Here is an 18,359-nt window from a genome sequence, read left to right as displayed (position 1 = left end):
CCCACTAGTGGGCAGTGCGGCGGTCAGAACAGCCGCGGGGTGACCACCGACACCACGGTGGTCACCTGGTCGGTGTCGTTGTACAGCCGGTGCGGGGTGCTGGACCGCAGGTGCAGGCTGTCGCCCGGGTAGAGCCGGTGCTCCACCCCGTCGACCTCGTACAGCAACTCGCCGCTGACCACGTAGGCGAACTCCTCGCCGAAGTGCCCGTACGCCTCCTCGCGGCGCCCGCCCGGCGCGATGTGCACCAGCATCGGCTCCAGCACCAGGTTGGGGCCACGGTCGGAGAGCATCCGGTAGGTCTGCTGACCGGAGACGTACTCGGTGGCACCGTTGTCGGCCCGGGTGAGGGTGAAGTGCACCGGCAGGCTGCCCTGCGGGTCCTCGGCGGTTTCGGTCGGCTCCGCGCTGAAGAACTCGGCGACCGGCCGGTCCAGGGCGGCGGCGACGCTGTTGAGCGCGGTCAGCCCGATCGACGAGACACCCCGCTCGACCTGGGACAGGAACCCGATCGACAGGTTGGCGCGGCTGGCCAGACCGCGCAGGGTCAGCCCCTGCTCCTTGCGGAACTGGCGCATCCGGGCGCCGACCAGATCCTGGCGTGCGTCGCCGTCGGCGACGACGCGATCAGACCTGCGCACCGGACCTCCTGAGACCCCCGCGCGGACCGCCCGCCGGGCCGCGCCGATTCTTGTTCGATGGTATCGAACTAACTGCCCCAACCGGAACCCCGACCGGACGTCGTAGACGGCTAATGCGCACCCTGACGAGCGCACACCCGCCGACCGCGAGCTTGACTACACAGCGTGTCGATCGTCTTCCTTGACGTGAAATCCTGTGGAGAACGGGATTGACGGAAGCTGGTGTCCGGTGGCTAGGCTGCTCCAGCAGTCACATTTACACATCGCGGGGGTGGACGTGCCGTACAGCAGGCGCCAGTTGACGTTCGACGCAGACCGGGTACTCAAGGGACTGTCGGGTTGGCCGCCTCGCCTCGCTGCTGGCGTGGCGACCCTGCTGGTGGTCACCCTGGTGCCGGCCGCACCAGCGGTCGCCGCAGCCAACCAGGCACCAGACCGCCCGACACAGCTCACCGTGCACGGCCGCGCCTGCGAGCCGGGCGCCGGCAGAGTCTGGACGCTCACGACGACACCGACGTTCGCCGCCCGCGCCAGCGACGCGGACGCTGGTCAGCAGTCGCTCACCACCACGTTCTCCTGGCGGCGGGTCGGTCAGCCCCCACACACCATGCAGCAGGTGCAGCAGAGCACCGGCAATCCGTCCTTCGCCTCCGCTACGGTGCCGACGGCAGCGGCGCTGGAGCACGGTGCGTCCTACCTGCTCCGCGCCCGCACCACCGACGGCACGTCGGCCGGGGGCTGGTCGAAGCCGTGCCGGTTCACCGTGGACGTCGTCGCACCACAGCCACCGTCGGCGGTCACCTCGGCCGACTATCCGCCGATGACACCCAACCAGCCGCCGGTCGGCGGGGTCGGTATCCCGGGAATCTTCACGATCAGCCCGCCGGCCGACGCCACCGGCATCGTCGGCTACGCCTACACCCTCGACAGCGGCATCGGCCCCGGCTCCGCGCCGGTGGTGCCGGCCGCCGCCGACGGCTCTGCCACGCTCGAGCTCCAGCCGAGCAGAGACGGCTTCAACACCTTGCGGGTCTGGTCGAAGGACCAGGCAGGGCTGGTTTCCACCGTGGTGGAGTATGAGTTCTGGGTCGCCAGCGGCAACGCGCCGGCCGCGCACTGGGACTTCGACGACGGCGGTGCCGTCGGCGACGGCGGTGCCGTCGGCGACGACGGCACCGGCAACGGCAACGACCTCACCGTCGTCGGAGCCACCACCGCGCCAGGCCGGAACAGTCCCGCCCTTTCACTGACCGCAGCCGGCGACCACGCGGCCACCACCGGACCGGTCAGCTGGCCGCACCCGACGACCGCAGCCGCGCTCACCCTGCGTACCGACCTGACCTTCACCTTGTCGGCGTGGGCCAAACTCGATGCGGCCGGCACCGCACAGACCGTCGTTACGGTCGACGGCAGCACCACCTCGGTCGCCGCCATCGGCTATGACGCGACCGCCGATCGGTGGCGCTTCACGATGGCCGACGGCGACTCCGCCGCCGCCACGCTGATCAGCGTGGACTCCGACACCGCCGCTGTCCCCGGCCGGTGGACGCACCTCGCGGCGACCTACCACAAGCCCTCCGGCGCGATGCAGCTGCACGTCAACGGCGTTCGGCAGAACGCGACCGCCACTCTCGCCGGCAGCGTCGCCGCCACCGGGCCGGTCACCATCGGGCAGGCGCTCCGGGCCGGCGCGGCCACCGACCAGTTCTTCGGCCAGCTCGACGACGTCCGCGTCTACCAGCGAGCGCTCTCCACATCGGAGATCGGCGAGCAGGCCCGCCCGTTCGCGCCCCAGGTCAGTCTGCCCGACGGAGCCAGTGTCGATCTGGGCACCTCCGTCCCGGTGACCTTCGACGCTGGCGGCGACACCAACGTGACCCAGTTCCGCTACAGCGTCGGCTCGGCCATTCTGAACCAGAACGCCGTGCCGGACGTGCCCGGAGGCTCGGTCACCGTGTCCGTCACCCCGACGGCACTCGGTGACGTGCCGGTATTCGTCGGCAGCCGGACCGCCGAAGGCCTCACCAGCCCGCTCACGAGCGTGACCCTGCAGGTGCTGCCCGCACCCGTGACGGTCACCGGCACCGTGTACGGAACGGACTTCATGCCGGTCGGTGCCGGCGTAACGGTCACCCTGGAGCCGGGCGGTCGGCAGACCTCCACCGGCGCCGACGGCGGTTTCAGCTTCGCGGACGTCGACCCGGGGCAGTATTCCGTGACCGCGAGCTCCGGCGGTGGAGACTGTGGAACCGCCGCCAGCACGGAGATCACCGTCCCCGATATCGCCGACGTCGTGCTGTTCCTGTCCCCGGTGGCCAGCCCGGACGGGAGCCTCTGCCAGGAACTGACCCAGCCGTTCACGCCGGTGTCCGGTACGGCGCTCGCGCTCGCTGGGAACGACGAGGTCACCGAGACCGCCCTGCCGTTCCCGGTCACCTTCTACGGCCAGACCTACAACTCGGCCTGGGTGGACACCAACGGCATCCTGACCTTCACCGACCCAGGCGGCTCGCACCCGACGCCGGCCGGCATCCCCACCGTCGGCGGACCTGATGCGATGGTCGCCGCGTTCTGGGACGATCTGATCGTTGACGGGCAGGCCAGCGTGGTGACGGCGACGCGGGGCTTCGCGCCGTTCCGCGAGTTCGTCGTCGAATGGCGGGACGTACGCCGCGCCGCCGACCCCGACGAGCGGATGACGTTCCAGGTCGTGCTCGGTGAGCTGGGCGTCATCCAGGTCAACTACACCGGGATCGACCCGGCCAGCCCGGGTGAGCGCGGTGCCGGTGCCACCATCGGCGTCGAGAACGCCACCGGCACTGGCGGCCTGGAGTACTCGTCCGGCGCGCCGGTGCTCGTCGACGACCGTACGGTGGCCTTCATACCGGGTGTCTGACTGTCGTGGTCGGGCCAGGACCAGCGGTGGTCGTAGCCACTGGTGGCAGACGGGTGACTGTTGGATCCAATGGTCACTCAAGTCTACCGTTTGTTGGTCGACTGTCCTCGTGTGGCAGCCGACGTCGAGGGGTGGCTTGAGTGGCCGACGGCGCGCCTGAGCGTGATTATGTGGAGTGGATCGCCGTTCCATCTTTGGGTACTGACCCGCAAATCCCGATGCCGTGGAGCTTTGGGGCCCTCGGTGACCTTCTCTGGCTTGCGATGCCATTCTGTCGTCCCAGTCTAGTGGAGTTGGCTTGCCGGCACCTCCACTCGTCACTTCCTGTGCTGGAGCCACTCGATAGAGTCAGTGACTTCGATCTGATGATCCAAGTGGCACTGCCCTGGACGCAGCGAGTGTTGCTCGATCTCGATCTGACTACTGAGCGTGATCGACTGGCCGGATTCTTGGAGGCGCTTATCGAACATGGGCCCATGTTCGAGTATGCGATCGATATGTACTATCTTGATGGACTTCGGGATCCTCGATACCGAGACGCTCTGCGAGATCTGAGCCCGAATTTTTACGGTGTACATTTCTGCTAGGCGTCTCGTTGTCTCTCACCTACTTTCCGTTGCATGGTGTATCCAAAAAGTGCTGCGAAGATGGCTCCCGTCAAAGGTAGTGTCGCTGCCCCCCAGTCGGCTTCTAGTGCGAAAGCCATGATGGTAATCCCGTTGAAGATCAACGCTAAGAGGAGGTAAAGTGCGACTCGCATCTCTTGGGAGGTCATGCGCCAATTATTGCCGATGGGTACATTCTCTTCCAGTACCCTGATCATAAACTTTCACCATCCTGGGAAGTGCCCAGCTCGCGATCACGGTTTCCGTGGCGCCGAGGCATAGGGGGAGTCTACGCTCGGTAGAATGTGGACTTTTCGCCCTGCGGTAGGGTGTGGGGATGTCGATGCCGGTGACTGTTGTTGGTCTTGTGGTGGGAGGCCCGGTCACCGGAACGTCAACCAGCGCTTTGGCCTCGCGTGCCGCTGGGTCGGAGGCACAGGCGACGGCGATTGCGTCGAGTCCGTCGTCGGCACCGGCGCGCACCGCGCCGAGCAGCGGGCTGTAGAGCAGGTCGTCGGCGGCGATGTACGCGCTCGGCAGCACCACCTGCAGGTTGCGGATCACGATCTCGGTGCCCGGACCGACCGCCTGCTGCGCTGCCTGCCGGTCGCTACCAGATCCGCACCCGTGCTGAGCTGCGAAAACGGGTAACACACAGCCTTGGTCGCCGCCCGCGTGGTCGGGCGTTCCGCACCGGCGGTGACGCCGGCCCGGAACGCCCGGATCGATGTGATCGACTGCGGTCGACGCTCAGCCGGTCAGCTCGGCGTCGACATCAGGATCGGCAGCACGGCCCGCGCCTCGGCATGACTGGTGTTGCGCATCGCGGTGGCGGTGGTCCCGGGGATGTCCCACGGGTTGCTGGTCGGCGGGTAGTACATCTTCTTGGTCGTGACCGCGACGACGTTGTTGTAGGCCACGCACCGGGTCTCCCACCGGTAGATCTTGCCGGACTGCGGGATGCCGGTGAGCCCGAGCAGGTTGGTGGTGCAGTTCGGGGCGAGAGCGGACAGCACCGTGTTGTTGCCGCCGATCGTCAGGTCGAGCAGGCCTCTGGTGCTCAACCTGGCGTGCGCCCGGGCGGTCAGGGCCAGCGGGCCGACCGTGTTGAGGGTGAAGCCGAGCTGGTCGGCGGAGGCTTCGTCGGTGACGACTTCGAGCAGACTGTCGATCAGGGTGATGCAGGCGGTGGTGTCCCGGGCGTACACCTGAAGGTTGTCCTGGGTGAAGGTCTTGATGTCGTCGAAGTCGATGATGGCGCTGCGCGCGCAGGCCTTGGCCTGTGCGGTGGCGATCCGGTCGATCTGGGCGAGGATCTCCACCTTGGCGCCGTTGATGGTGTTGATGATCTTGGTGGTGGACTGGTCGAGCGACGCCCCCTGCTTGTACTCCTTGTACAGCTCGTAGGCGCTCTTGGCGGCGGCGATGACCGACGAGATGTCGAACGCCTGCGCCGGTCGGGCACCCAGCGGCACGGTGACCACGACCGCGGCGGCCGCGGCCAACCAACGGCGGTAGCGCATCTGTTTCAACAGGATCTCCTTCGACTGGCGGCCAGGGTGGCCAGCGGTGACCCCGCAGGTCAGCGGAGCGCGGCCAGTCTGGCGAGATCGGCTGGACCACGGTTGGACCACGACTGGATCACGGCACACGACCGAAGCGCGGCGCATGATCACGGATCGCGGCGGACGATCGCGGCGGCTCCGCCGACAACCGGGCGCTGATCGTCGCCGCCTCCGGCGCACCCAGCTCGGTGAAGATCGCCAGCGCGCGACGCCAGTAGCCGTGCGCCTGCGCCCGCTGCCCGGCCGCGTGCGCCGCAGCGCCGAGCCCGTCGAACGCCAGCGCCTCGACGCCACGCGACCCGGTACCGGCGGCGATCGACCGGGCCAGGGCATGGCAGCGGGCCGCAGCACGGTCGGCACCACGGCGGTTGTGCAGCTGACCGGCGTAGTTCAGCAGCATCGCCTCGCCGACCCGGTCGCCGGTGCGGCGGCACAACACCAGCCCTTCCCGCAGCTGCCCGGCGGCGTCGCCGAGCCGGCCCTCGACCGTGAACAGCTGACCCAGGCTGCCGAGCGCCCAGACCACCCCGTGATGCTCGCCGAGCGTACGTAGCAGTGCCAGCGCCCGGCCGATGTAACAGATCGCCGCACGCCGGTCGCCCAGCTCACCCAGCACCACACCGAGGTTGCCCAGGGTCCGTGCCTCACCGGCCGGCTCGTCGACGTCGCGGTAGAGCGCCAACGCCTGCCGGAGGTGCGCCACCGCCTGCTGGCGGCGCCTCTGATGGTCGTGCACGACGGCCAGGTTGGTCAGCAGGTTCGCCTCACCGGCCAGGTCAGCTGCCGCGCGGGCGGCAGCGATCCCGTGACCCTGCATGGTGATCGCGTCCGGATAGTGGCCGCCGCATTCCAGATGCCGGTAGAGCAGCGCGGTCAGCCGTACGGCGTGCCGGGCCGGGCCGTGCCGCGCACCGTACGCGGTGACCGCCATCAGGTTGGCCCGCTCCACCTCCAACCAGACCCGCGCGACCCCCGGGTCACCGCTTGCGAACCCGGTCGGCGGCTCGGCCTGCGCGACGGCCAGGTCACCGTCCGGACCGGTCGGCGGCACCGTCGGCCGCAGGTGACGTTCGGCCGGGCGCACCGCGTCCATCGCCGTGGCGGCGGTATGCAGGTAGTAGTCGAACAACCGGGTCACGGCAGCGTCGCGGACCTCCGGCGGGTCAACGTCGGCGGCAAGCTCCGCCGCGTACGCCCGGAGCAGGTCGTGCATGCCGTACCGGTCCGGCCCGGCCGGCTCCACCAGGTGCGCCCGGCACAGCCGGTTGACCAGCCGATCCGCCGTCACCGGATCCGTCCCGGCCAGCGCGGCCACCGCCGCCGCGTCGACGTCCGCCCCGGGATGCAGCCCGAGCAGCCGGAACGCGCGCGCCGCCTCGGCCGGCAGATACTGGTACGACCAGGACAGGATCGCCCGTACGCCGGTGCGCCGGTCGCCGCCGGCGTCCAACATGTCGAGCCGTCGCCGCCGGTCGGTGAGCCCGTCGACCAGCCGGGTCAGGCTCAGCTCGGCGCGGGCGGTCGCCAGCTCGGCGGCGACCCGCAACGCCAACGGCAGCTGGGCGCACTGCGTTGCCAGCGTCACCGCGGCCTGCAGTTCGGCGTCGACCCGGTCGCCGACCAGCCGCCGCAGCAGCGCCACCGCGTCGTCGATCGGCAGGAGGCCGAGCCCTCCCTCCCGGGCGACCAGCCCGGCCAACGGATCCCGGCTGGTCACCAGCACCGGGCAGGAGGCGGCACCGGGCAGCAGCGGTCGTACCTGCTCGACCGACGCCGCGTTGTCGAGCACCACCAGCATCCGGCGGCCGTCCATCAGGCTGCGGTAGTGGGCGGCGCGTTCGTCGACGTCCAACGCCATATCGGCGTCCGCCACGCCGAGCGCCCGCAGGAACCGGGCCAGCGCTGCACCCGGCTCGACCGGCTGCTCCGGGTCGTACCCGCGCAGGTCGATGTAGAGCTGCCCGTCCGGGAACCGGTCGCGGGCCCGGCGCGCCCACCACACCGCCAGCGCGGTCTTGCCCACCCCTGCGCTGCCGGACAGCACACAGATCACCGCGCCCGGATCGGCGTCGCCGCGTCCGGCGGCCCCCATCGCCCGGTCGAGCCAGCCGAGCTCGGCGGCGCGGCCGGTGAACCCGGCGACGTCGGCCGGCAACTGCGCCGGCACCGGCGCGATCGCGTCCAGGCGCCGGCCCCGGCGCGGCCAGACCTGCTCGCTGGCGGTACGCGCCCCGGCCGGCGGGTCGGCCCGCAGTAGATCGGTGTACGCGGCGACCAGCTCGGGACCGGGATCGACACCGAGTTCGTCGGCGAGCCGGTCCCGGGTGTCGTGGAAGACGGTGAACGCCTCGGCCCGCTGCCCACTGGCCCGGTACGCGCGGATCAGCTGCGCCTGGCGGGCCTCGTCGAGCGGCTTCGCGGCAGCGGCCTGCGCCAGCCAGGGCAGTGCGGCGCTTGCCCGGCCACAGGCGATCATCAGGTCGCCGTACCGGGTCAACGCGGCCTGCAGTTCACCGTCGAGGGCCACCACCTTCGGGTGGCCGGCCAGCGTGGGCACGTCCACCAGCGGAGGTCCCTGCCACAGCTGGAGCGCCTCGCCGAGTAGTTCGGCGTCGCGCTCCAGCCCGGCTGCACCGGGCCGCGCGGTGGCGACCAGGTGCCGGAACCGCAGCAGGTCGACCGTGACGGCCGAGGCCCGCAGCAGGTATCCGTCACCGATCTGCGGCAGGAGCAGACTCGGGGCCCGGGACGGGCGGTCCGGTTCGAACAACCGACGCAGATGTTTGACGTGCGTCTGAATGACGTTGGTCGACGTCGCCGGTGGCGGTTGGTCCGGCCAGAGCGCGTCGACCAGCTCCGAGCGGGGCAGCGGCTGTCCGCCGTCGAGCGCGAGCAGACCGAGCACCGCCCGCCGGGCGGTCGGCCCGGGGTCGAGTGCCTGCTGCTCGCGCCACACCCGTACCGGGCCCAGCACCTGCACCTGCAAGAAGACTTCACCTCGTGACCGCTGCGCCACCGCCCGGCGTCGGACCGTGATCGACGTTCCCCGCAGATCGACCGAGCGGAGTATAGGTGCTGGTCAGTCGTCGTCAGTGGGTTGCGGTGACCGGATGGAAGACGGCGTCGAGCGCCTTGAGGTAGCCGTCGGTGTAGCCGGCGAGGTTCGGGTGGAACGCGTCGTCGATGGCGGTGATGCCGTTGAGCCATGGGTCGTCGTCGCAGACCCGGTGCTTGTCGAACAGGGCGTCGACCGGGGCGAACGCGCCGTACGTCTTCGCCGTGTTCCCGATGGCCTCGTTGAGCTTCACCGCCGCGTGGTTGATCCACCCCCGTCGGTTCGCGTCCAGCGGTGCTTCGAAGCAGAACGTCGGGGCCAACAGCTGCGGGTAGCCGAGGACGATCAGCTTGGCGTTCGGGGCGGCGGCGAGGACGTCTCCGTACACCTGCTTCAGCTTGCCCGGCAACGTCGTCGCGATGTACGCGAGGGCCTTGTCGATGGCGTCCTTGCAGGTGATGTCGAGCAGCGCTTCGATGCATGTCTCCAACGTGGAGGTGAAGCCGAGGTTGTCGCCGCCGACGGTGATGGTCACCAGCGTCGTGTCCGGCCCGAGGAAGCCGAGCTGGTGCGCGATCACGTCGTCGGTGGTGGCGCCGCTGCAGGCCGAGAAGCCGAACGACAGGCGCGGGTTGTTCCGGGCGAACTGGGCGGCGTACGAGTGGGCGCTCTGCTTGCAGTCGCCGTCGGTGTACGGCGGGGCGCCCACCCCGGACGAGTACGAGTCGCCCAGCGCGACGTACTGCCGGTCGTCTGCGGCGGATGTGTCGCCGGTCGTGCCGGCGGCGTTGGCGGCGGCGGGCACGGCGGCGATGGTGATCAGCAGCGTCGCCGCGACGGGCAACGCGAGGGCGGGACGGAGCTTTCGGGCACGGCTCAGCATGGTGGCGCCTCCTTCGATGGTGGAGACGCTCCGGCCGGGGTGGCCGTCGTCTCCAAAGTGGAAGTGAGCATGCGCCGCCGATAGCCGGCAATCAATCGAAGCGTCGGAAACCCTACTGTCGACTGAGTTGCTGATCACCCGTGGTTGGTCGTAGACCGAACCGGTCGGCGAAGCCGGACAGGTCGTCCCGCTGCTCGGCCAGGGTGTCGGCGCCGCTGCCGACCACGATCCGGGTCACCCCCTGCGCCGCGTACGCCTCGACCCGTTGCGCCGAAAGCTCAGTCGACCCCCACCGGGTGTACTCCAGCGCGTCAGGGTCACGGCCGGCCTCCGCCGCGACGGACCTCGCCAACTCCCACTGTGCCGCCCGCTCGTCCGGGGTCAACAGCCCGCCGGGGAAGTAGCCGTCGCCACGTAGCCCGACCCGCCGGGCCGCCGCCCGGCTCGAACCACCCACATGAATCGGCAACGCGGTGGCACCGTGCGGCTTCGGAAAGCTGCACACTCGCTCGAAGTCGAAGAACTCGCCGTGGAACGACACACCGTCGGCATCACCGCCCCACAGCAGCCGTAGCACGTCGATCGCCTCGTCGGCACGTCGGCCACGGGAACGGAAGTCGACCCCCACCGCCGTCGCCTCGCCGGGCAGGCCGCCCAGTCCGACGGTCAGCAGCCGCATCCGGCCCTTCGACAGGACGTCGATCGTCGCCAGCCGCTTGGCGAGCACCACCGGATGGTGGTACGGCAGCAGCAGCACCCCGGTGCCGAGCAGCAGCCGGTCGGTTGCCGCCGCCACGAAGGCCAGCAGGTCCAACGGGTCCGCGTACGGCAGCGACGGCGGCATCTCGACCGCCCCGACCGTCGCACCTGGATACAGCACCACGTGTTCCGGCACGTACAAGCCTTCGAACCCGCATGCCTCGGCGTGCTGGGCGTACCCGATGAGCCGGTCCGGGTCGGTGCCGTGCAGCGGGGTGCTGTAACTGACCGCGAACCTCACCGCCGCCGATCCGCCCGCGCCCGGTCGAGCTGGCACCGCAGCTGTTCCCGTACACCTGCCAACCGTGCCAGTCCGGCATCGACCTCGGCCAGCTTGCGCAGCAGCACCGAGATCGAGTCGGGGCAGACGTCGCCGGACGGATTTCCGGCCCGCAGGCAGGTCACGAACGGGCGGATGTCCTCCAGATCGAAACCGACGGCGAGCAACGACCGGATCTCGCCGACCACCCGCAGCTCCGTATCGTCGTAGTCGCGGTAGCCGTTGGCGCATCGCCGGGGCCGGACCAGCCCCTGCGCCTCGTAGTAGCGCAGCGTCCGGGCGCTCGTCCCGGCCTGCCGCGCCAGCTCACCGATCAACATGTGACCTCCCCGGCCAGCCTCGGACCCACCATGACGCTAAACGTTGACGTCGGTGTCAGGGCAACGAGCCGGCGGACCTGGCGACGGTCAGCCGAGGGCGGCAGCCATCCGGCGTACCGCCTCGGTGATCGTCTCCGGCGCGGCGGCCAGGTTCAACCGGGCGTGTCCGACCCCGCCCGCGCCGAAGTCCAGCCCGCCGCTGAGCGCCACCCGCCCCCGGTCGAGGAACACCGCCGCCGGGTCGTCGCCGAGCCCCAACGTCCGGCAGTCCAACCAGGCCAGAAAGGTCGCCTCGCCCGGCGTGTACCGCACCTGCGGCAACCGGTCCGCCAGCAGTTCGGCCAGCAGCCGCCGGTTCGAGTCGACCGCCGATCGTACGGTGTCCAGCCAGTCGCCGCCGTCGCGGAACGCCGCCGTGTGTGCGATCACCCCGAGATGGTTGACCCCGTGGCCGACCTCCTCCGGCAGCCGGGCCAGGTCGGCTGCGGCCGCTGGCCCGGCGACCGCGAGGGCGGCCTTCAACCCGGCCAGGTTCCAGCCCTTCGAGCCGGAGATCAGTGTCAGGCCGTCGTCGGCGCCGGGCACCGACAGGTACGGCACGAACGGCACGCCGGACGCGGTCATCGGTGCGTGGATCTCGTCGACCACCACCCATACGCCGTGCCGGCCGGCCAGCTCCGCGACGGCCGCCAGCTCGTCGGCGGTGTGCACCGTCCCGGTCGGGTTGTGCGGACTGCACAGCAGGTACGCCGCCCGGCGGCCACCCGCGCGGGCGGCGGTGAACGCCTCGGCCAGCGCGTCGAGGTCCAGCCGGCCGTCCGGACCGAGCGGGGCCTCCCGCACCGGCCGGTCCAGGTTGCGCAGGAACCCGTAGAACGGCGGGTACACCGGCGGGTTGATCACGACCGTGTCGCCCGGCCCGGTCACCAGCTTCAGCATCTCGACCGCGCCGAGCATCACGTCCGGCACGATCGCCGTGCGCGCCGGGTCCAGACCGTCCCACCCCCACCGTTCGGCCGCGAACCCGGCGACCGCCTCGGCGTAACCGGCACCGGTGGCGTACCCGAGATCGCCGGCACGCACCGCCGCGTCGATCGCCTCGACGACCGGCCCGGCCGGGTCGACGTCCATCTCCGCCACCCACACCGGCAGCACGTCAGCCGGGTAGAGCCGCCATTTGATGCTGGTCCGCTGCCGGGCCCGGTCCAGCGGCACCCACACCCCGTCGCCATAGGGCCGAACAATCGTCACGAGAACTCCAAACTTCTCGTCGGTGGTCACCTCGGGGAGCTTAAGGTCAGTCGGCGGCGGTGACCGGACGCCAGCCCAGCGGGGTGGAGAGCACCATCGTGCTGGACGGCTGACCGTACGGGGCGAGCCGGTCGATCACGTCCTCGAAGGCATCCATCGACGCCGCCGCCACCTTCAACATCGAGCAGGCGTCCCCGGTGATCCGGTGGATCTCCAGGATCTCCGGCCAGGTCGGCACCTGCGGGTCGCGCAGGATGCAGTGCGAGCCGTAGCAGGACATCCGGATCAGCGCGATCACCGTCCAGCCGGCCCGGGTCAGGTCGACGTGCGCGTGGTAGCCGCTGACCACCCCGGACTCCTCCAGCCGGCGTACCCGTTCGGCCACCGCCGGCGGCGACAGATGCACCCGGCGGGACAGCTCGCTGAAGGAAAGTCGGGCATCGGCCTGCAACTCACGCAGCAGCGCCCAATCCATCTCGTCCACGGACACTTTCCCTTCGTTAACCGACCACCCAAATCTAGCCACCGACCTGCAGGCCGCGGCCGCGTACCGCCGTTGATCCGGTATTCAGCCGCAGACCGCAAGTCGGCAATCATGGGCGACACAGCAAAGGGAGGGCAGCCGACGTGAACAGCACCGACGTGGCCAACCCACCGGCCGTGCGGCCGGTGGACGCCGCCGAACGCGACGCCCGCGCCGCCGCCAACGCTGGCGAGCCGACCCTGGAGTTCGGCGACCGGGTGCCATACGACGCCTACGTGCACGCCAGCACCCTGCACAGCCTGCAGCGCACCCTCAGCGACGACCCCGGTGAAATGTCGTTCCTGATGGTCAGCCAGATCATGGAGCTGTACTTCGGGCTGACCCGCCACGAGCTGCGCGACGCCCAACGGCTGATCCGCGCCGACCAGGTGTGGGAGGCGCTGGCCCCGCTGCGCCGCGCCGCCCTGCACCTGGAAGGGCTCAACGCCTCCTGGCAGACGCTGCGCTGGATGACCCCGGCCGACTTCAACCGGTTCCGCAACCTGCTCGGTGAGGGCTCCGGCTTCCAGTCGGCGATGTACCGGCAGTTGGAGTTCATCCTCGGCATCCGGACCCCGTCGCTGATCCGCCCGTTCCGCCGCCAACCCGACGTGTACGCCGAGTTGGAGCAGGCCCTGCACGCGCCGAGCCTGTGGGACGACGTGATCGCCCTGCTCGCCCGCGTCGGCCACGACATCCCGACCGACCTGCTGACCCGCGACGTCGCCACCGAACACGAACCGCACCCGGCGGTCGAGGCCGCCTGGGTGGAGGTCTACCGGGTCAACGCCCCGGACAACCATCTGCGGCAACTCGGCGAGGCGTTGACCGAGGTCGCCGAACAGTTCGGCGACTGGCGGTACAAGCATCTCAAGGCGGTGCAGCGCACCATGGGCGCCAAGGTCGGCAGCGGCGGCTCCGCCGGGCTGGCCTGGCTGCAACGCAGCATGAACCGGGTGGTGTTCCCCGAGATCTGGTCCGCCCGGACCGGCATGTGAGAGGCTGCCGCATGTTCACAGAGGACGACGCCCGCCGCCGAGACGCCGCCGACCCCGGGCACCGCGACCTGTTCCACATCCCGCCGGCCACCGGCGGCGAACACCCCGACGTCGCCTACTTCGCCGGCAACTCCCTCGGCCTGCAACCGAAGGCCACCCGCGCCGAGCTGCTCGACGACCTCGACGACTGGGCCCGGCTCGGCGTCGAAGGCCACCTCGAAGCCGGCCGGCCGTGGCTGCCGTACCACGAACTTCTCACCGACACCGCCGCGCGACTGGTCGGCGCCCTGCCCAGCGAGACCGTGGTGATGAACTCGCTGACGGTCAACCTGCACCTGCTGATGGTGTCGTTCTACCGGCCGACCGGCGACCGCACCCGCATCGTCATCGAGGACTCGGCGTTCCCGTCGGACAGCTACGCGGTGCGCAGCCAGGCCGCCTTCCACGGCCTCGACCCCGACCGTACGGTGGTCCGACTGCGACCCCGCCCCGGCGAGGACACGCTGCGCACCGAAGACGTCGTCGACTGCCTGCGCACCGAGGGCGACCGGGTGGCGTTGGTGCTGCTCGGCGGGGTCAACTACCTGACCGGCGAACTGCTCGACATCCCGACGATCACCACCGCCGGCCGGGCCGCCGGCGCGATCGTCGGCTGGGACCTGGCGCACGCCGCCGGCAACGTGCCGCTGCGGCTGCGCGACTGGGGCGTCGACTTCGCCGCCTGGTGCTCCTACAAGTACCTCAACTCCGGTCCGGGGGCGCTGGCCGGGGCGTACGTGCACGAACGCCACCACGGCGATTCGACGCTGGCCCGCTTCGAAGGCTGGTGGAGCACCGAGCCGGCCACCCGGTTCGAGATGACCCCGGTGTCGCGGCCACCGGCCAGCGTCGACGCCTGGCAGATCTCCAACCCGCCGATCTTCGCGATGGGTCCGGTACGTACCTCGCTGCAGATCTTCGACAAGGTCGGCATGCCGGCGCTGCGCGACCGCAGCGAACGGCTCACCGGCTACCTCGAACAGCTGCTCGACGAGATCGTGCCCGGCCGGCCGATCAGCGTCGTCACGCCCCGGGATCCGGCCCGGCGCGGCTGCCAACTGTCGCTGCGCATCGGTGGCGGGTCGGGTGCCACCGGCGGCGGGGCGCACGCGCTGACCGCCCGGCTGCGCCACGAACACGGGGTGATCGCCGACGCCCGCGAACCGGACATAGTCCGGCTCGCCCCGGTGCCGCTGTACTCGACGTACCACGACTGCTGGCGGGCTGCCCGGGCGCTCGCCGCGACCCTCCCAGCGAAAGGCGGCGACGATGTCTGAACGTGCACCCGTCGCGGTGGTCGGCGCCGGCCTGGCCGGCAGCCTGCTCGGCTGCTTCCTGGCCCGCCGCGGCCTGCCGGTCACCCTCTACGAGCGCCGGCCCGACCCGCGACGCGGCACCGCCGAACGCGGCCGGTCGATCAACCTGGCGTTGTCCGAACGCGGCCTGGACGCGTTGCGCCGCATCGGCCTGGCCGACCAGGTGCTCGCCGACGCGCTGCCGATGCCCGGCCGGATGATCCACCCGGTCGACGGTGACCTCGACTTCCAGCCGTACAGCGCCGACGGGCAGCGGGCGATCAACTCGATCAGCCGGGGCGCGCTCAACAACGCCCTGCTCGACGCCGCCGAGGCCGCGCCCGGGGTCACCGTCGTGTTCGACCACCGGCTCGTCGGCCTCGACCCTGACACCGGCGAGGCGACCTTCGACACCCCGCAGGGCACGGTCCGCGCGGACGCGCAGGTCGTGCTCGGCGCCGACGGCGCCGGTTCGGCGGTACGCGGCCAACTGCTCGCCCACGGCCTGGTCGACGAGAGCCTCGACTTCCTCGACTACGGCTACAAGGAGCTGACCATCCCGGCGGTCGGCGGCGACTACGCACTCGACCCCGGTGCGCTGCACATCTGGCCGCGCGGCACCTCGATGATGATCGCCCTGCCCAACCCGGACCGCTCCTTCACCTGCACCCTGTTCTGGCCGACCGGCGGTACGTCGAGTTTCGCCTCGCTGAGCAGCCCAGCGGCGATCGAACGGCACTTCCGTACCCACTACCCGGACGTGCCGCCGCTGGCACCGGACCTGGTCGACGACTACCAGCACAACCCGGTCGGCCTGCTCGGCACGGTGCGCTGCGACCCGTGGCAGGTCGGCGGCCGGGTGGCGCTACTCGGCGACGCCGCCCACGCGGTCGTGCCGTTCTACGGCCAGGGCGCCAACTGCGCCTTCGAGGACGTCGTCGAGCTGGACCGCTGCCTCGACGACACCGGCGGCGACTGGGCGGCGGCGCTGCCGCTCTACCAGTCCCGCCGCCAGGACAACGCCGAAGCGATCGCCCAGATGGCCCTGGCGAACTTCGTCGAGATGCGCGACAAGGTCGCCTCCCCGACGTTCCAGACCTTCCGCAAGGTCGAACACGCCCTGGAACGGGCGTTGCCGGGGCGCTACGTGTCCCGGTACGAAATGGTCTCCTTCACCACCATCCCGTACGCCGAGGTCAGGCGACGGGTCCGCCGGCAGCACCAGCTCCTTGCGGCGGCGGTGGCCGGGACGGCGGCGCTGTCAGTAGGGGCACTCGGCGCCGCCGTCCACCGGCTCGTCCGGAAGGGACGCTCATGACCCTGTGGCACCCCGACCTGTACGTCGGCCGGCCGGCCGCCGACGGTCCCGGCCTGTTGCGTAGTTTCGTCGACGGCCGGTTCGTCGATGCGGGGAAGCGGTTTGCGAAGGTGTCGCCGGTGTCCGGGGAGACGGTGTTCGAGGTGGCGGAGGCCGATTCTGCGACGGTCGACGCGGCGGTGGCGGCGGCGCGGTCGGCGTTGCGCGGGCCGTGGGGCGGCATGGCTGAGCGGGACCGGGCGGCGGTGTTGCGGGCGGTGGCTGACGAGTTGGATCGCCGGTTCGATGATCTGGTGGCTGCTGAGGTGGCGGATACCGGTAAGCCGGTCGGTCAGGCCCGGACGTTGGACATTCCGCGTGGGGCGGCGAATTTCCGGGCGTTCGCGGAGATCGCTGCGACGGCGCCGACGGAGTCGTTCACCACGGTCACCCCGTCCGGTGGTCGGGCGTTGAACTACGCGGTACGTAAACCGGTCGGTGTCGTCGCGGTGATCGTGCCGTGGAATCTGCCGCTGCTGCTGCTCACCTGGAAGGTGGCCCCGGCGCTGGCGTGCGGCAACGCTGTCGTGGTGAAGCCGAGTGAGGAGACGCCGGCGTCGGCGACGCTGCTCGCGGAGGTGATGGCGGCGGCCGGCGTACCCGACGGGGTGTTCAACCTGGTGCACGGGTTCGGGCCGGGCGCGGCGGGGGAGTGGCTGACCCGGCACCCGGGAGTCGACGCGATCACCTTCACGGGTGAGTCGGCGACCGGGTCGGCGATCATGCGGGCCGCCGCCGACGGGGTGAAGGCGGTCTCGTTCGAGCTGGGCGGCAAGAACGCCGGCCTGGTCTTCGCCGACGCCGACCTGGACGCCGCCGTCGCCGGTTCGGTGCGGTCGTCGTTCACCAACGGCGGCCAGGTGTGCCTGTGCACCGAGCGGCTGTACGTGCAGCGGCCGGTGTTCGACGAGTTCGTCGACCGGCTGGCGGCCGCTGCCCGTGACGCCCGGTACGGTTGGCCCGCCGACGAGACGATCTCGACGATGCCGCTGATCTCCCACGGCCACCGGGACAAGGTGCTCGGCTTCTACGACCTGGCCCGCGCCGAAGGCGCGCAGATCCTTGCCGGTGGTGGCGTGCCGGCCTTCGGTGACCCCCGTGATGGTGGCGCGTACGTGCAGCCGACCGTGTTGACCGGGCTCGACTCCTCGGCGCGGCTGGTGCGCGAGGAGGTGTTCGGCCCGGTCTGTCACATCGCCCCGTTCGACACCGAGGAGGAGGCGTTCGCGCTGGCCAACGACTCCGACTACGGCCTCGCGGCGACGGTGTGGACCCGCGACGTGGGGCGGGCGCACCGGGCCGGTGCCCGACTGGACGCCGGCATCGTCTGGGTCAACACCTGGTTCCTACGGGACCTGCGCACCCCGTTCGGCGGGGTCAAGGCCTCCGGGGTGGGCCGGGAGGGCGGCGTGCACTCGCTCGACTTCTACTCCGAACTGACAAACGTCTGTGTGGATTTCTCATGACTGTGGACATCGAGGCCGCTGTCGCGGCGCTGACCGGGGCGTACGACACCGGGGTGCCGTGCCCGCCGCTGCGCGACCGGCTGCTGCCGGTCGGTGACGTCGCCGCCGCGTACGCGGTGCAGCGGGCGACCGTCGCCGGCTGGTCGGCCGTCGGCCGCCGCCGGGTCGGCGCGAAGATCGGCCTGACGTCGCCGGCGGTGCAGGCCGCGTTCGGCGTCTACCAGCCCGACTTCGGGGTGCTCTTCGCCGACATGGCGGTGCCCGACGGCGACGAGGTCGACCTGGGCGGGTTGATCCAGCCCAGGGTGGAGGCGGAGGTGGCGTTCGTGCTCGGCGCGGATCTGCCGGACGGGCCGGCGACCGTGGTCGACGTGCTGCGGGCGACCGACTTCCTGCTGCCGGCGGTCGAGATCGTCGACTCGCGGA

Annotated in this window: 15 protein-coding genes; 6 read left to right on the top strand and 9 right to left on the bottom strand. The window is 70.8% G+C overall.

All coding sequences use genetic code 11. The features are described 5' to 3' along the window. Positions 1 to 23: 23 nt before the first annotated feature. On the bottom strand, positions 24 to 641 hold the full coding sequence (locus ACXAHD_RS16890; RefSeq protein ID WP_233605752.1) for a helix-turn-helix domain-containing protein: 618 nt from the start codon (positions 639 to 641) through the stop codon (positions 24 to 26). A gap of 298 nt (positions 642 to 939) precedes the next feature. Between ACXAHD_RS16890 and ACXAHD_RS16885 the strand changes: the two genes are divergently transcribed. Continuing rightward, entirely contained in the window at positions 940 to 3,537 is a 2,598-nt protein-coding gene (locus ACXAHD_RS16885) for a LamG-like jellyroll fold domain-containing protein (RefSeq protein ID WP_475051581.1), read from the top strand. Between the two features lie 782 nt (positions 3,538 to 4,319). Here ACXAHD_RS16885 and ACXAHD_RS16880 read toward each other — a convergent pair. The 8 genes from ACXAHD_RS16880 to ACXAHD_RS16845 all read right to left on the bottom strand — a co-directional run bounded on the left by ACXAHD_RS16880 (position 4,320) and on the right by ACXAHD_RS16845 (position 12,739). Further along, positions 4,320 to 4,796, bottom strand: coding sequence for an aspartate/glutamate racemase family protein (locus tag ACXAHD_RS16880; RefSeq protein ID WP_281554348.1), 477 nt, complete (start codon positions 4,794 to 4,796; stop codon positions 4,320 to 4,322). 104 nt (positions 4,797 to 4,900) lie between these two features. Next, a complete protein-coding gene (locus ACXAHD_RS16875; protein WP_281554349.1) occupies positions 4,901 to 5,674 on the bottom strand; it encodes a hypothetical protein in 774 nt (257 codons plus the stop codon). A 109-nt stretch (positions 5,675 to 5,783) separates the two neighbouring features. Beyond that, positions 5,784 to 8,687: an AfsR/SARP family transcriptional regulator gene (locus tag ACXAHD_RS16870; protein WP_281555539.1), complete on the bottom strand. Its 2,904-nt coding sequence runs from the start codon at positions 8,685 to 8,687 to the stop codon at positions 5,784 to 5,786. A gap of 109 nt (positions 8,688 to 8,796) precedes the next feature. Beyond that, positions 8,797 to 9,645 (bottom strand): SGNH/GDSL hydrolase family protein, encoded by an 849-nt coding sequence (locus ACXAHD_RS16865; RefSeq protein WP_281554350.1) that lies wholly within the window; start codon positions 9,643 to 9,645, stop codon positions 8,797 to 8,799. A 112-nt stretch (positions 9,646 to 9,757) separates the two neighbouring features. After that, complete coding sequence (locus ACXAHD_RS16860) at positions 9,758 to 10,645, bottom strand: TIGR03619 family F420-dependent LLM class oxidoreductase (protein WP_475051577.1); 888 nt, start codon at positions 10,643 to 10,645, stop codon at positions 9,758 to 9,760. Beyond that, positions 10,642 to 11,004, bottom strand: a complete 363-nt coding sequence (locus ACXAHD_RS16855) for a MerR family transcriptional regulator (RefSeq protein WP_475051574.1) — start codon at positions 11,002 to 11,004, stop codon at positions 10,642 to 10,644. Before ACXAHD_RS16855 ends, ACXAHD_RS16860 begins: the two co-directional genes overlap by 4 nt. A gap of 87 nt (positions 11,005 to 11,091) precedes the next feature. Beyond that, entirely contained in the window at positions 11,092 to 12,255 is a 1,164-nt protein-coding gene (locus tag ACXAHD_RS16850) for a MalY/PatB family protein (RefSeq protein WP_475051572.1), read from the bottom strand. Between the two features lie 46 nt (positions 12,256 to 12,301). Further along, entirely contained in the window at positions 12,302 to 12,739 is a 438-nt protein-coding gene (locus ACXAHD_RS16845) for an Lrp/AsnC family transcriptional regulator (protein ID WP_123600997.1), read from the bottom strand. Positions 12,740 to 12,882: 143 nt separating this feature from the next. Between ACXAHD_RS16845 and ACXAHD_RS16840 the strand changes: the two genes are divergently transcribed. The 5 genes from ACXAHD_RS16840 to ACXAHD_RS16820 all read left to right on the top strand — a co-directional run. Continuing rightward, a complete protein-coding gene (locus ACXAHD_RS16840) occupies positions 12,883 to 13,776 on the top strand; it encodes a tryptophan 2,3-dioxygenase (RefSeq protein WP_281554354.1) in 894 nt (297 codons plus the stop codon). 11 nt (positions 13,777 to 13,787) lie between these two features. Beyond that, positions 13,788 to 15,092 (top strand): kynureninase, encoded by a 1,305-nt coding sequence (kynU, locus tag ACXAHD_RS16835; RefSeq protein WP_475051569.1) that lies wholly within the window; start codon positions 13,788 to 13,790, stop codon positions 15,090 to 15,092. Next, the gene (locus ACXAHD_RS16830; protein WP_475051566.1) at positions 15,085 to 16,428 is read left to right on the top strand and encodes an FAD-dependent oxidoreductase; all 1,344 of its coding nucleotides are present in this window, start codon (positions 15,085 to 15,087) and stop codon (positions 16,426 to 16,428) included. The genes kynU and ACXAHD_RS16830 overlap by 8 nt, the downstream gene beginning before the upstream one ends. Continuing rightward, positions 16,425 to 17,933, top strand: coding sequence for a 2-hydroxymuconic semialdehyde dehydrogenase (locus ACXAHD_RS16825; protein WP_475051563.1), 1,509 nt, complete (start codon positions 16,425 to 16,427; stop codon positions 17,931 to 17,933). Before ACXAHD_RS16830 ends, ACXAHD_RS16825 begins: the two co-directional genes overlap by 4 nt. Further along, the coding region (locus ACXAHD_RS16820) for a 2-keto-4-pentenoate hydratase (protein ID WP_475051561.1) at positions 17,930 to 18,359 on the top strand (430 nt) is incomplete at its 3' end. The genes ACXAHD_RS16825 and ACXAHD_RS16820, both read left to right, overlap by 4 nt.

It is taken from the genome of Micromonospora sp. ABR4_055 (genome assembly GCF_056160425.1).
The sequence above is the reverse complement of the archived record's forward strand: the minus strand, read 5'-3'. Positions and strand labels throughout refer to the sequence as shown.